This is a genomic window from Ruegeria sp. CL3, assembly GCF_056536505.1.
The window spans coordinates 161897-176814 of the sequence record NZ_JBQFPT010000010.1; the positions used below are offsets into that span (position 1 = coordinate 161897).

The window sequence follows — 14918 nt, forward strand, 5'->3', positions numbered from 1 at the left end:
CAGATGAAGCAGGGATCCTGTTTTTTCGGAAATGGAGTGACTATGGGGCAGATGTTGAAGTGTGTCTCGCCGATTGATGGGTCGGTTTTTGCAGAGCGGGAGGTGTTAACTCGGGACGCGGCGTTTGAGTTGGCGGCTCGGGCTCGTGCCGCGCAGGCGGCTTGGGCGGCGCGGTCCTTGCAGGAGCGGGTTGATTTGGTGATGGCCGGTGTGGCGGCTGTTGGTGCGATGAATGATGAGATCGTGCCGGAGCTTGCCCATATGATGGGTCGGCCCGTGCGCTACGGTGGTGAGTTTGGTGGGTTCAATGAACGCGCCAGCCATATGGCGGAGATTGCTGAAAGCGCGCTTTCTGATATTGCAGTTGGAGAGGATGAGACTTTTCGGCGGTACATCAAGCGTGTTCCGCATGGGGTGGTCTTTGTGGTGGCCCCCTGGAACTATCCCTATATGACCGCGATCAACACGGTGGCTCCGGCGCTAATCGCTGGGAATACCGTGATCCTGAAACATGCCACTCAGACGTTGTTGGTGGGCGAGAGGATGGCGCGGGCGTTCCATGCGGCCGGTGTGCCCGAGGATGTGTTTCAGAATGTCTTCCTCAGCCACGATGTGACCAATGACCTGATTGCCGGAAATGCGTTTGATTTCGTGAATTTCACTGGCTCGGTCGGTGGTGGTCAGGCTATGGAACGCGCGGCGGCGGGCACCTTTACCGGCGTCGGAACCGAGCTTGGTGGAAAAGATCCGGGCTATGTGATGGAGGATGCCGACCTGGATGCCGCCGTGGATACTCTGATCGACGGGGCGATGTTCAACTCGGGTCAATGCTGTTGCGGGATTGAGCGGATCTATGTGCATAAAAGTCTTTTCGATGACTTCGTTTCGAAGGCGGTTGAGATCGTGAAGGGCTACAAGCTGGGCAATCCTCTGGACCCTGAGACGACGCTGGGCCCGATGGCCAATGTGCGTTTTGCCGATGAGGTGCGGGCGCAGATTTCGGAGGCGGTTGCCGCCGGTGCCGTGGCCCATATCGAGACATTCCCCGAGGATGACGGTGGTGCGTATCTGACGCCTCAGATCCTGACCACTGTCACCCATGATATGCGCGTGATGCGGGATGAGAGTTTTGGGCCGGTCGTGGGGATTATGAAAGTGTCCTCGGATGAAGAGGCCATCGCACTGATGAATGATAGCGAATTCGGCCTGACCGCCAGCCTGTGGACCCGTGACGTGGACCGGGCCGCGCGAGTCGGCGATCAGATCGAAACCGGCACTGTGTTCATGAACCGGGCTGACTATCTGGACCCGGGTCTGTGCTGGACTGGCTGCAAGAATACAGGGCGGGGTGGTGGCCTGTCGGTCATTGGGTATCACAACCTGACCCGTCCAAAATCCTACCATTTGAAGAAGGTAACATCATGAGCCTTGTTGGAAACTGGTCCTACCCGACCGCGATCAAATTCGGTGCTGGCCGCATCAAGGAACTGCCCGAGGCCTGTGCGGCGGCAGGAATGAAGCGCCCTCTGCTGGTGACGGACAAGGGGTTGGCAGATTTGCCGATCACCACGGCGACGTTGGATATTCTTGAGGCGGCCGATCTGGGTCGCGGTCTGTTCAGCGATGTGGACCCGAACCCGAATGAAAGGAACCTCGATGCCGGTGTCGCGGCCTACAAAGCCGGTGGTCATGACGGGGTGATTGCCTTCGGCGGCGGTTCGGGACTGGATCTTGGCAAGATGGTTGCCTTCATGGCGGGTCAAACGCGCCCCGTTTGGGATTTTGAAGATATCGGTGATTGGTGGACCCGCGCGAATGCGGATGTGATTGCGCCGATCATTGCTGTGCCGACCACAGCCGGGACAGGGTCCGAGGTGGGGCGTGCCAGTGTCATCACCAATTCCGAGACCCACGCCAAGAAGATCATCTTTCACCCGAAGGTTTTGCCGACCGTGGTGATCTGTGACCCGGAACTGACCGTGGGTATGCCGAAATTCATCACAGCAGGCACCGGGCTGGACGCCTTTGCCCATTGTGTCGAGGCTTATTCCAGCCCGCATTACCATCCGATGAGCCAGGGTATCGCGCTGGAGGGAATGCGGTTGGTCAAGGAGTACCTACCGCGCGCCTACGCGGATGGCACTGATCTTGAGGCGCGGGCGCAGATGATGAGCGCGGCGGCGATGGGGGCCACAGCCTTCCAGAAGGGCCTCGGCGCGATCCACGCCATGAGCCATCCGATTGGTGCGGTGTTCAACACTCATCACGGCACGACCAACGCGGTCTGCATGCCCGCTGTGCTGGAATTCAACGCACCCGCCATCGCGGATCGGTTCCAGCAGGCTGCCGCCTATCTGGGGATCGAGGGTGGTTTCGACGGATTCTGCAACTTCGTGCAGGAGTTCAACGATGCGCTTGGGATCCCGCGTCAGCTGTCGGATCTGGGCGTGACCGAAGATCGGATTCCCGAGCTGGTCGAAGGCGCGATCATTGACCCCTCCTGTGGGGGCAATCCGATTGAGCTGACGAAAGAGAACCTGACGCAGCTGTTCCACGCCGCGCTTTAGGTAAGACTGCCCGGCGAGTTTCCTTGCCGGGCCTCTTAATTGTTACTCAGCCGCCATAGCGCTGATCTCGGCACGCTCCATCGCGACCCATTCCAAATCTTTGGTGTAACGCCAGGCCAGATCGCCGTTTTCATCCATGGCAATCAGGTGCAGCCAGCGATTGTCGAACAGCTCTTTAACGGTTTCGTTGCGTCTGAGGATGTCATTCATCGCCTCTCGTGGGGCCTCAATGATGACCGACAGCCGCAGTGGATCGTGCTGGAACTGCTCTCCGTCATGCACAGATTGCCAGGGCAAACCGGGACGCAGCGCGCCACCGTTTCCCTCGACCACGCCGATGCCGCCGACCACATTGTGCAGCAGTTTGTTGCCGCCGCCAAACAGGCCGGGTGCGACGGTCGAGCCGTAGTACTGTAGGCTGATCCAGCTGGCGACCACGACCGGGGCGGTCATGATCAGTTCCAACACGCCAAAGCCCTCATCCGCGCGCCAGTCATAGCTGTGCAGGAAGGACTGGCCCGCAAGACCCGTGCCATCAGTCCGGGACCGCGGCGCGGCAATGAAGGCGCGGCATCCGGCCAGACCCCATTCGGGGCGCAGCTCAGCCCAATCGGTGGCGCGGCGGGCGATGTCATTGGCCCCCTTGGCACGCGGCAGACGCGCGGCACGCTCAGACCGGGCCAGCTGTCCGGCCGAGGTCAGCCAGTTTTTCAGCTGTGCAATCTGCGCGGCCCATTGACCCGTCGCCTGATCCTGATCGAACAGAGAGACCTTGTCGGTCGTAGTGTGGTGCATCGCCGCCAGAAACAGCGTGTCCGCCGGGATGTCAATCCCCTCGGCGCGCAGCCCTTCACGTACCGCATGATCGTTCAACAACCCGGCCAGAAGGCGGGCGCTGACGTCACCGGCATGACCGCCACATGCGCCACATTGTAGGGCGCTTTCATGGGGGTTGTTGGTCACATCTGCCCCATGACCGGCCAGCATCACGACGCGAGCGAAGTTGCTGGTCAGAGACATCGCCCCAAGGATGGCCTTGGCCGAGGCGACCCGTGTAGGCAGGTCGATCCCGTCGTCAAGCTTCGGCGCAGGGTCGAACTTCGCGTTCCCGTGGCCCTTGCCCAGAGCGTCACGCAGCAGTTTGCCCGCATAGACCGGACCTGTTGCCTCGACAAAGGCGAATGAGGAGACGGCGGCCAGTTTGAACCGGCCCCAGGCCCGTTTGGCCCGTGCGGTGTAGCGGCGGTTCAGGTCGGCCTGCGCGCCCTCGGCCGCGTGGGAACAAACGTTCGGGTTCAACAGGACTGGCCCCCGTATTTCAGTCACGTCCGAGCCAGCCGCCTTGTGGGCGCTGGCGAGGCCGAAGAAGCCAGCAAAACCAATGGTCTCGATCCCGCTGTCCTGCGATTCCAGCGCGCGACGGAAGACTTCGGAGCGGACGTCGATGCAGAAGGCCGCTTGCACCTCGGGGCGGCCTTCGACCTTGCGCGGCTGACCTGCGCTGAGGGTTTGCGCCAACTTGCGTTGTTGCGCGCGCTCCGAGGCGTCCTGCAGCAACGCGTCGATCACCAGATCGCGGGTCGGGGTGATGGGGGCCTCATGCTGGGCAATGGTTTCGGCCCAGCGATCGGCAATCTGATCATGGTAGAGGCCAAACAGAGCCTCTTCGAACACCATCCGAATGGCCAGCAGTTCGGTTGTGCTCGTATCCGTCTGCCCTTCCAATTCGGCCTGCCACAGCAGATATCGGGCATATTGCGCCCAACCGCCCAGTGTCATCAGCCAGCGATGGAAGGCCGTGCTTGCCGCTTCGGGGGTGACACCCAGAGCCTCAGAAGCGCGGCCAATCGCCCGCCATTGCGAGCGGTTTGTACCGGCCACGAAGGCTCCGAACCCTTTCAGGCCGTGGATTTCCGGGGTCAAATCGCGTGAGGCGAACTCGCGCCACGCGCTGTAGGCACCGCCTGTTCGGTTGGGTTGCCAGAGGGCCTGACCCTGATCGAAATGGCTGGCGGCCCAGGCCCCGATCCGTTCGTCAATGAGACCGGGCCAGTCGATGCCGGAAACCTCGGCAGCCAGATCGGCAACCGTGGGCAGAGGGGACAGCTTCGCGGTCTCGGACCCAAGCGCGGCTTGCAGATCTTCGAAACTGGGCGTGTCAAAGCGGCTTTCGACACTGGCGAGGGCCTCCCGCAGATCGGCTTCGGTGATCTCTCCACTTGTTAGCTTTTGCGCAAATACCGCCCGGTCCGGCGTGATCCGCGTGCCTGCAACCCGTGCCAACCGGGCGGAGGTCACAGCCAGTGTCTCTTGCGTTTGTCCCAGAAACGGGTTTACCGCGACGTTGGAGGCAAGCGGGAACAACGGCGGGATTTGACGCACCGCGTCATTGGCCAGCGCGACCAGTTCTAGAAGGGCTGCGGGATAGCTTTCGTGCTTCATATACATCTTGAGAATCCCCTCTTAAACGGTCTGGCGCTTGGACCATCCGTCCAGCAGCCGGTCAAAGATTGCGTTGGCATAGAGCCCGTTTGACAGATGCACCCGAATACCAGCCGCCGCCGGGTGCGAGGCCCAAAGCGGGAAGGTCGATTGCGCCAGAGCCACCGCGCCAAAGCTGATCAGGGCGAGAATGATCAACGTCCACTCCAACGGCCCGGGCGCAGGCGCTGCGGGCAGGGTGCCTTTGGTCAGATGCACGGCGATGATCTGCAGGACGAAGTAGCTGATCGAGGTCACGCCCGCATAGACAACAGTGCGGCGGGTCAACGCGCCGGGTGCGGCATCGGCAAAGCCCTGTGCTAGCAGATAGGCGACGCCGAAGATCAGGATCACGCCAAGGGCAATCGCCTGAACGGATTTGCCGTCTACGCCGAAGGTCATGGCGACGATGCCGTAGATCAAGATGCCGGTGGCAAAGGCCAGCAGCACGTTCCGCGCGCTTGGCACAGCGACTGGGCCGGGCCTGCGGATGGCGGCTACGTTGCGCACGGCCTCACCCGCGCTGAGGAAGGCATGCGCCTTGTAGAGCGAATGCGCCACGATGTGTAGCAGCGCCAGCGGGAACAGGGCCAGCCCGCATTGCATGATCATGAAGGCCATCTGCGCAATGGTCGACCACGCCAGCGAGGTCTTCACGGCCGGTTGTGTCAGCATCACCAGACCGCCGAACAGCGCGGTGAACCCACCCAGCATCACCAGCAGCGCCATAATGCCCGGTGCCGCCAGCATCACGTCGGCAAAGCGGATCAGCAGGAACCCTCCGGCGTTGATGACGCCCGCATGTAGCAGGGCCGAGACGGGGGTCGGGGCCTCCATCACCTCGGTCAGCCACCCATGGACCGGGAACTGGGCTGAAGCCATGATGGCGGACAGCGCGATAAGCAGGGCGGCGGCGATGGTCAGTCCGTTTGGTTCGGCCGATGACAGGATCGAGGCAATGTCCGTGGTGCCATAGGTTGCGATCAACAGGACCACCGCAAGGGCCAGCGCGCCTTCGCTGATACGTGCCACAACGGCCTTTTTCCGCGCTGCTCTTCGGGCGGTCGTCCGCTCGGGGTAGAACAGCAGCAATTGGTGCAGCAGCAGGCTGGTCGCAATCCACGCGGCCAGCAGTTGGATCAGGTTGCCCGACATCACCAACAACAGAACCGAGGCGAGTGTTGCTGACATCCAGCCTGTGAACGCGCCCTGACGGGCCTCGCCATCCATATAGGTGGCCGAGTAGCGCAGGACGATCCATCCGATGAAGCTGACCAGAACCAGCATGGTGGCGCTGACCGCATCAAGCCGCACGGAGAGGCCGATACCCCAGAACCCGATCAACTCCGAAGTGCCGGGGCCGTGAAGAACCAGCATCAGGGCCGACAGTGCGGCGCCTCCGAAGGCCGCCAATGCCGCCCATTCCGACAGTCTGGTGACACGGGTTGGCCGCAGTCCCGGATTGCGGCTGGCATAGTAGGCCGATGCCAGCAAGATCAGCGGGCTAAGCAGGGGTAGAAACAGGTAGGTCATGATGCGCGTTCCTTGTGAGTCCAGCCTGATTTGGCCGGTTGAGCAGGACATATTGCGCAATCCTGTGTATGAAAAATACATTGTTATAGAGATTATGTTCTATTAAATAGAACGATATGCCGCTTAACTATCATCACCTACGTTACTTCTGGGCGGTCGCCCATGATGGCAACCTGACCCGCACAGCCCAACGGCTGAACCTGTCGCAATCCGCACTGTCCGTTCAGATCAAAGAGCTTGAGGAACGGCTGGGTCACCCCCTGTTTGAACGTCGCGGGCGCAAGCTGCATCTGACCGAGGCCGGGCGTATCGCGCTGGACCATGCGGACGCAATTTTTGCTACAGGGCAAGAACTTGTGGCCACTCTGCAGGATGAAGGCAACGCGCGCACGGCGCTGCGGGTTGGTGCGCAGGCGACCTTGTCACGGAACTTTCAGATTGGATTTCTGCGCCCGATGCTGGCGCGCTCAGATGTCGAGGTGATCCTGCGATCAGGCAATCCCAGCGAGTTGCTTGAGGGGCTGGAGACGCTGAATTTCGATCTGGTTCTTATGAATCATGAGCCTGCCAGTGACAGCCTGACCAGTTTTGAAACGCACCATCTGGCGGAACAACCCGTCAGCATCGTCGGCACGCCAGCGCGACTGGATCCAAAGCGCCCGATCCGGGACCTGTTGGAGGAGCAGCCTTTTATCCTGCCAACCACCAATAACAGCGTCCGCACGGCGTTTGATTCGATGGCCAGCCGCATGTCTGTCCGGCCTCAGATCGCGGCCGAAGTGGACGACATGGCGATGATGCGCCTGCTCGCGCGTGAGGATATCGGCCTTGCACTTGTGGCCCCGATCGTTGTGCAGGATGAGCTGTCCTCGGGCCGTTTGGTCGAGGCCGAGGAACATCCCCGCATCAAGGAGAGCTTTCACGCCGTCACCTTCAAACGCCGATTTCCCAACCCGCTGGTGCGGGAGTTGCTGACCTATAGCCTGCCTCAGTAGAAGTGGGGCAGGTTCTTTGCGCGGGCGACGCGAACCCAATTGGGCACGAAGGGGATGATCTTGTCTTGTGAGGGCACCATCATCTCAATGAAATTCGCGCCCGAATTGGCGATGGCATCGGACAGGATGGGTTCGATATCGGCCTCAGAAGTGATCCGGGCGGTTTTGAACCCGAACCCTTCGGCCACCTTGCAATAGTCGACGCGTCCGAAATCGGTGGTCCAGGGCTCATCCACATCGTCGAGCAGGATCGCCTCACCCCTGATCCATCCAAACGTGTCATTGCGGGTCAGGATGACGGTGATGTTCTTGCCGCTGCGCTTAAGGGTCTCCATGTCGCCGATGACGAACCCAAACGATCCGTCTCCGGTGAAGGAAATGACCGGGCCGTCATGGGCGTAGATCGCGCCAACTGCGGCAGGCACTGAATACCCCAGCGCGCCCATCGAGTAGTTGGTGATATAGCGCCGCCCCGGTTTGCGGAACGTCAGCAGCGCCGAAGGATAGATCGCGCTGACGCCCGGTTCCGAGGTGACAATCGCGTCATCGGGCATGATCTGGTCCAACACATGAGACAGCTTGACCGGTGAGATCGTGCCTTCGGGCATCGGGATGTTCGAGTTGAAAACCTTGTCCAGCGCGGTTTGTTTGATCGGGTTCAGGTCCAGTGGTGTCCGCTGAAGTCCGGGATGCTCGGTTTTCAGAATTTCGACCATATATTCAAGCGTTGCGCGGGCATCCCCTACAAGGCCAACCTTCAGCGGGAAGGTGTTTCCGACATGCGCCTCAGCAATATCAAGGTGCAGGAAGTTTTTGGTATAGGGATCGCCGTAGAGCTTCCAGTGATCCGTTCCGGCGCTGTCGGTGTTCGAGCCGATGAAGAAGATCGTGTCGGCCTCAAGCAGGTATTGGTTCGAATATTCCATCCCGCCGCGGCCACCGATGACGCGCAGGGCCAGCGGGTGATCCTCGGGGATGGTGCCTTTGCCGGGCGTGGTGGTGCCGACCGGGATTTGCAGGCGTTCAGCCAGTTCAAGGATTGTATCCGAGGCTTGTGAGATCAGCGCGCCCTGACCGCAGACAATCGCAGGTTTTTGCGCCGCCAACAGCACGTCGATTGCAGCGCGGATCTTGCTGTGATCCGCGACCGGCCGATGCGCGGGATAGGTGCTGTAGTCCGGTTCGGCATACAGGTCGGTGATTTCGGCCTCTTCACCGAAGATGTTGATCGGCACGCGGATATGAACCGGCGCCGGACGGCCCGAGGTTGCCACGCGAAAGGCCCGTCGGATCAGGAACGGGATTTCGCGCGCATTGGTCAGCACGAAGCTTTCCTTACAGATACTGTCATAGAGCCGAGTTTGATCGACGCCGGTCAGACCGTGCTTTTTGTCCTGATTGATCGGAATGTCCGAGCTGAAATAGATCACCGGCACCGAGCTGAGGAACGCCTCGGTAATGCCCGGGGTGCAGTGGGTCACACCGGGGCTGGGCGCTTCAAGCACGGCGGGGCGACCTGTGATCTTTGCATAGGCCTCGGCCGCGAAAGCCGCGGTGCGTTCATCGCGGGTCAGCACGAACTCGATCCCGCTATTGGCGCGCCATTCCTTGTACCAGCCAATTGTTGTCTCACCGGGCAGACCGAATACATGGGAAACGCCGTGAAGCTCCAGCATTTTCAGGATGATCTGCGCGCCATTCATGCGCGTCGTTTGGGGCTGGTTCATCAGGAGGACCCTTGTTGGTGGCATGTTTCCGGCAAACTCTTTTGAGGGGGTTTGCGTACATCGCCACCTTGTCTAGGCGAGGATCGGAAGTCCAGAATTTGCTTAGCCGGCAGCGCCCTTGGTGTTCACATGAACTGCGTAGACGCTGGTGGTTGCGGTGATGAACAGCATATTGCCGCGCGGGCCACCGAAACACAGGTTCGCGACGGTCTCGGGCGTTTTCACCTTGCCCAGAAGCTCTCCATCAGGCGAGAACACATGCACCCCGTCGGCCGCTGAGCACCAGACGTTGTCGTATTGGTCCACGCGTAGCCCGTCGGGTAGACCTTGATCAATCGCCGCAAAATCGCTGGGCTCGCCAAGATGGCCGTCCTGCTGGACATCGAAAACCTTCAGAACTGATGGGACGTTCGGATCATGGCTGCTGCCGGATTCGGCGACGTACAGGCGGCCTTCATCTTTAGAGAATGCCAGCCCGTTCGGCTGCACGAAATCTCGCGAAACGATGGTGGGTTCCGGACTGTCCGGATCAAGGCGGAAGACAAAGCTGCCCTCCTGTTCGGGCGTGGCTTTGTGACCTTCGAGATCAGAGAGGATGCCGTAGGTTGGGTCTGAGAACCAGATCGAGCCATCCGACCGGGTGATCACGTCGTTGGGCGAATTCAACCGTCGGCCACTATGGCGGTCAGCCATTGTTGTCAGTCGTCCGTCATGCTCGGTCCGCACCACTGAACGGGTTGCGTGCTGGCAGGTCACCAGCCGCCCCTCGCGATCACGCGTGTTGCCGTTGGAATAGTTTGAGTTCTGGCGGAACAGGCTGGTGCCGCCATGCGGGGTCCAGCGATACATGTGGGCATTTGGTATGTCCGAGAACAGCAACGTTTCATGCGCAGGAAACCAGACCGGCCCCTCGGTCCAGACATGGCCAGTTGCGATTCGCGCCAGCGTTAGGTTGGTGTGGATCAGGTCCCGAAACACGGGACGGATGACCTCATATGTCTGCGAATGACTCATGCGCTATATCCCTTTCGGCTGGCCAGAGTGACCACACCCACAATCACAAGCCCGGTCAAAATCAGGCGAATTCCGGCGCCCAGACCGTATGAATTCAGCATCGATACGATCAAAAACATGAACAGCGCCGCCCCCCAGATGCCGGGCACGTTCGAATTGCCTCCGCCGATGGACGACCCGCCAATGACGACGACTGCAATGGACATCAGCATGTATTCGGTGCCCATGTTCAGGTTGGCCCCGCCCGAGAAGCTGGCCAGCAGAAACCCCGCCAAGGCGGCACAAATGGCTGAGTTGACATAGATGCCAAAGCGCACCGCGTTCACCGGGACCCCGCTGAGCCTTGCCGCGCGTAGGTTTTGCCCGATGGCCGAGATCCACCGCCCTGCAATCGCGCGTTCCAAAAGCAGCCATGCACAGACGGCCAGCGCAATGCCGACCCAGGCGACATTCGGAACCCCGAACGTCCCGCCCGAGGCGAACTCGGCCAGGGGTTCCGGTGGTTTGATGCGCAGCCCCCGGTTCGACCAGATCGCCAGTGATTGGTACAGGAACGAGGCGGACAGAGTTGCGATGATGGGCGGGATACGCAGTATCAGGATCAGCGCGAAGTTCACGATCCCGCAACCGATGCCTATTCCGATTGCAACCAGCAGGCCGGGCAGGATCAGCGCGGACTGCGTGTCCATGAACTTTAGCGCCAAAGTGGCGGCCAATGTCATTGTGGCTGGAACAGACAGGTCGATATTGCCGGGACCAAGCGTAATCACGAGCATCTGTCCGATGCCGACAATAGCCGAGAAGGAGGCAAAGGTCAGCGTCGCATAGAGTAACGACCCCGCCCCGGACCCGGCCAGCAGACTGGTGGCGACAAAGGTAATCCCTGCGGCCAGATAAGCCCAGAGCCACGGTTTCTGAAAAAGTGCCCGCAAGGGATTGTGTCCGGTGTCAGGGGTGGTTTGATCACTCATGCCGAGACCTCCTTGCGGACAAAGAACAGTCGCACGGCCAGAACGAGGATCAGGATCGCGCCCTGTGCACCGATCTGCCAATCCGGCGAGAGGCGCAGAAAGGATAGGAAACTGGCGGCAAGGGTCAGGGTCAGCGCCCCGATAACGGCCCCGAAGGGCGAGACACGACCGCCGACAAATTCGCCTCCGCCAAGGATCACGCCCGCAATCGACAACAGCGTATAGCGCAGCGCGATATTGGCATCCGCCGCAGTGGTCAGTCCGACAAGGCACATGCCTGCCAGCACTCCGAACAGGCCCGCCAATCCATAGGCAGAGGCCCGCAGGCGGACGACCGACCAACCAGCGCGCTCCATTGCGCGTTCATTGCCGCCAACACCCTGAAGAACCACGCCCACCCAGGACCGTTTGATCAACAGATGCACGGCAAAGGCCACGACCAGCGGAGCAATCACGGCAACCGGTACCAGCGGGGTTTTGAAATTCATCAGGGTTTTCAGCCATTCAGGCGATGCTCCGCCGGGTGAAGGCAGGATCAGCACCGCCAGCCCGCCCCAGACGAAAGACATGCCCAGGGTCACGACGATTGCCGGCAATCCGCGCAGTTGGATCAAGGCCCCCAGCGCGGCATAGGCCAGAACCGCCGCAGCCAGAATGCCATAGCCCAGCAGAGGCGTGTCGTGCACGAATGTGGCTGTGACACAGGCGCAGAAACTGACGAAGGTGCCGATGGACAGGTCGATGTCGTTGACCATGATGATCATCATCTGCGCAATGGTCGCCAGGGCCACCGGGATCGCCAGATTGAACAGCAGATTCAGGCCAAAATAGCTCATCGCGCGGGGTTGCAGGTAGAACACGGCGCCCAGCAGGACGGCCAGAGACAGAACAGGGAGCAACAGGCGCAAACGGTCGCTGGTCATCTCAGGCCTCCTGCATCTGGAAAGAGGCGTTCAGGATGTTCTCCTCGGTGATCTCGTCCCCTTCCAGCTCAGCGGCAATCTGACCGGCGCGGAACACGAAGACCCGGTCACATTCGAGGATTTCGTCGGTCTCGGTCGAGTACCACAGGAAGCTGCGGCCTCTTGCGGCTTCTGCCTGTATCATTTGATAGACGTCTTTCTTGGTGCCCACATCCACGCCGCGCATCGGGTCATCCATCACCACAATCGGCGCGGAGGAGGCCAGCGCACGGGCAAACAGAACCTTCTGCTGGTTGCCGCCCGACAGGGACAGGATCGGGTTCAACAGATTGTCGGTGCGAATGCCGATACGGTCTTTCCAGGTCTGAACCATGTCCGCCTCGCTGCCGCGATCTACCATCACTTTTCGGCTGAACTCGGGCAGGGTAGTCAGCGAGAGGTTCCGCAGGATCGACCAGAGCGGCATGACCCCGTCGCGGGCGCGGTCTCCGGCGACAAAGACCACCTCGGGCTGGCGCGCGGATTTCCATTTTGGGGCGTGGTCGAAGTAGATTTGCGCTAGTGCTTCGGCCTGTCCGTGACCTGCAAGCCCGGCCAGCCCGACAATCTCACCCGCGCGGGCGTTCAGCCCATTTGCCGCCCGTACAACCTCGGCCCCGAGGGTCCGATCTGCCCGCCCGGCGCCCGAGGTGTCTTCATCTGGCGCGACATGCCCCATCGCATCCACGATCGAGGCTCGGGTGAATTGGCTGGCAGGTTGGTCATCAACGATCTGGCCATCTTTCATGACGATGATCCGGGTCGAGACTTCGAAAATCTCACCCATCATGTGCGAGATGAACAGCACCGCACCGCCTTTGGCGCAGAACCGTTTGATATGGTCCAGCAATTGTTGCGCGATGGCGGCGTCAAGGGATGAGGTTGGCTCGTCCAGAATAACAAGGCTGGGTTCTCGGTCGCGGTCGACAAAGGCGATGGCGATCTCGACCATCTGACGCTCGGCTATAGTCAGGTTTCCGACCGTTGCGCGGGCGTGGATGCCATGACCCGGAAAGACAAGGTCCAGCGCGTCGAGCATCTTTTGCCGCGCAACCCGCCGCCAGCCTTTGCGCGGCATGTTGCGATAGGGAATACGCAGGTTCTCCAACACGGTCAGGTTCGGGCAGAGCGACAGCTCCTGAAACACGCTGCGAATGCCCGCATTCTGCGCGTTTTGGCTGTTGCGCAGGGCGAGATCTGCGTTCCGATGGTGAACGGTGCCCTGAGTTTGCGTCAGGCGGCCGTTGATCACATTCGCCAGCGTGGATTTCCCGGCCCCATTGTGGCCGACCAGTCCGACGCATTCTCCTGCGCTGATGCTCAACGTCGCGCCGCGTAGGGCAAGAACAGGCCCATAGGACAGATGGGCCTGCTCCAGAGAGACAACCGGAGCGGCGGTGGCTCCGGGTCCCGTATTCTCGTCAGTCTTCACGCGCTTACTGGGCCGACGCGATGACGTCTTTGGCCTGATCCTGCGTGTATTCGACGTTCGCGACCGAGCCTTTGGGCGTTGTCTTCAAGGCTTCTTTCAAACCGGCCTGATCGATTTTCAGGAACGGCACGGTCAGGTCTTTTGGCACCTCTTGCCCATCCAGAATCTGCTGGGCGACCCAAAAGGCCAGCGTGCTGACGCCCGGCGCAATCGACAGAGAGGTTGTCTGATACCCGTTTGCGTCCTGCTCATCTGACCACCACTGAAGTTCGTCCTGACGGTTGCCCATCACGATGGTTGGCATCGGGCGATCCGTGGCCCCGATGGCCTGCGCGGCCCCATAGCCGTCGCCACCCTGGGTTACGACGCCCACGATCTCGGGCAAGCTGGGTAGGATACCAGCGACGGCCTTTTGCGCCACATCCTGCGCCCAATCCCCATGGACCGAGCCCACGATCTCGAAATTGGTGTTCTTCACCTCATCATGAATACCCGCGCTGATCTCGTCATCGACGAACACTCCGGCCAGACCACGGATTTCCAGCAGGTTGCCGCCATCAGGATAACGCTCGGCGAGGTATTTCACCTGCTCGCGCCCCATCTGCTGAAAGTCGACCGCGATACGCCACGCGCAGGGTTCCTGAACGATGCCGTCAAAGGACACAACGGTGATACCCGCATCGCACGCAGCCTTGACCGCGCCATTGATTGCGGTGGGTGAGGCGGCGTTGATCACAATGGCATCATAGCCCTGCAGGATCATGTTCTGGATCTGAGCCGCCTGTTCAGTGGCCTGATTTTCCGAGGTCGTAAAGGCGTCAGCAGCGGCGACAACACCATCCGCGACGGCCTGATCTCCGTTTTTCTGCCAGCTTTCCAGCATGGCTTGCCGCCAGGAATTACCTGCGTAGTTGTTCGACAGGGCAATGCGTTTGTCGGATGTATCCGCTTCGGCAGCCGGGGCTGTCAGGGTGATGATCCCGGCCGCAGCGCCGAGCAATATGGCCTTTAGTGTCATGTTTTCCTCCCAAAGCGGCCCAAGCGCCGCACGATTTTGGTGCCAGCCTGACGGGGCCGACTTGCCTAAAATTCCCAAAGGACACGCGCAAAGTAAGAGTAGGACGCGCGCATTCCTTGCGGGTTCCCGCAAATAGGCTGCGGCGACCCGCATGACACTCGATCCGCTGGTCGATATACTCGCCCATGCCGGTTGCGGCAGGCTGGCGCTGCGAAAGA

Annotated in this window: 11 protein-coding genes; 3 read left to right on the top strand and 8 right to left on the bottom strand. The window is 60.6% G+C overall.

Annotated features, from left to right (window positions below):
• Positions 1-42 precede the first annotated feature (42 nt).
• Positions 43-1425: an aldehyde dehydrogenase family protein gene (locus ACR0NO_RS16070; RefSeq protein ID WP_480724674.1), complete on the top strand. Its 1383-nt coding sequence runs from the start codon at positions 43-45 to the stop codon at positions 1423-1425.
• Entirely contained in the window at positions 1422-2567 is a 1146-nt protein-coding gene (locus ACR0NO_RS16075) for an iron-containing alcohol dehydrogenase (RefSeq protein WP_480724675.1), read from the top strand. Before ACR0NO_RS16070 ends, ACR0NO_RS16075 begins: the two co-directional genes overlap by 4 nt.
• A 42-nt stretch (positions 2568-2609) precedes the next feature.
• On the opposite strand, the gene ACR0NO_RS16080 is transcribed toward ACR0NO_RS16075, so the two are convergent.
• Both ACR0NO_RS16080 and ACR0NO_RS16085 read right to left on the bottom strand, forming a co-directional pair.
• Positions 2610-5015, bottom strand: a complete 2406-nt coding sequence (locus ACR0NO_RS16080; RefSeq protein WP_480724676.1) for a YbcC family protein — start codon at positions 5013-5015, stop codon at positions 2610-2612.
• Between the two features lie 15 nt (positions 5016-5030).
• Positions 5031-6581, bottom strand: coding sequence for a proton-conducting transporter transmembrane domain-containing protein (locus tag ACR0NO_RS16085; RefSeq protein WP_480724677.1), 1551 nt, complete (start codon positions 6579-6581; stop codon positions 5031-5033).
• Positions 6582-6697: 116 nt separating this feature from the next.
• Between ACR0NO_RS16085 and ACR0NO_RS16090 the strand changes: the two genes are divergently transcribed.
• Positions 6698-7576 (top strand): LysR family transcriptional regulator, encoded by an 879-nt coding sequence (locus tag ACR0NO_RS16090; RefSeq protein WP_170679915.1) that lies wholly within the window; start codon positions 6698-6700, stop codon positions 7574-7576.
• Here the strand turns inward: ACR0NO_RS16090 and ACR0NO_RS16095 are convergent.
• From ACR0NO_RS16095 to ACR0NO_RS16120, 6 genes are all read right to left on the bottom strand, one after another.
• Positions 7570-9303: a thiamine pyrophosphate-binding protein gene (locus tag ACR0NO_RS16095; RefSeq protein ID WP_480724678.1), complete on the bottom strand. Its 1734-nt coding sequence runs from the start codon at positions 9301-9303 to the stop codon at positions 7570-7572. The two genes, ACR0NO_RS16090 and ACR0NO_RS16095, sit on opposite strands and share 7 nt — an antisense overlap.
• Before the next feature lie 102 nt (positions 9304-9405).
• On the bottom strand, positions 9406-10317 hold the full coding sequence (locus ACR0NO_RS16100; RefSeq protein WP_480724679.1) for an SMP-30/gluconolactonase/LRE family protein: 912 nt from the start codon (positions 10315-10317) through the stop codon (positions 9406-9408).
• Positions 10314-11288 carry an ABC transporter permease gene (locus tag ACR0NO_RS16105; protein WP_480724680.1) on the bottom strand — a complete coding sequence of 325 codons (975 nt, stop codon included), beginning with the start codon at positions 11286-11288 and terminating at the stop codon, positions 10314-10316. The genes ACR0NO_RS16100 and ACR0NO_RS16105 overlap by 4 nt, the downstream gene beginning before the upstream one ends.
• Positions 11285-12211, bottom strand: coding sequence for an ABC transporter permease (locus ACR0NO_RS16110; RefSeq protein WP_480541652.1), 927 nt, complete (start codon positions 12209-12211; stop codon positions 11285-11287). The genes ACR0NO_RS16105 and ACR0NO_RS16110 overlap by 4 nt, the downstream gene beginning before the upstream one ends.
• A gap of 1 nt (position 12212) precedes the next feature.
• Positions 12213-13682 carry a sugar ABC transporter ATP-binding protein gene (locus ACR0NO_RS16115; RefSeq protein WP_480724681.1) on the bottom strand — a complete coding sequence of 490 codons (1470 nt, stop codon included), beginning with the start codon at positions 13680-13682 and terminating at the stop codon, positions 12213-12215.
• Positions 13683-13686: 4 nt separating this feature from the next.
• Positions 13687-14700 carry a substrate-binding domain-containing protein gene (locus tag ACR0NO_RS16120; RefSeq protein WP_170667112.1) on the bottom strand — a complete coding sequence of 338 codons (1014 nt, stop codon included), beginning with the start codon at positions 14698-14700 and terminating at the stop codon, positions 13687-13689.
• Between the last annotated feature and the right edge of the window lie 218 nt (positions 14701-14918).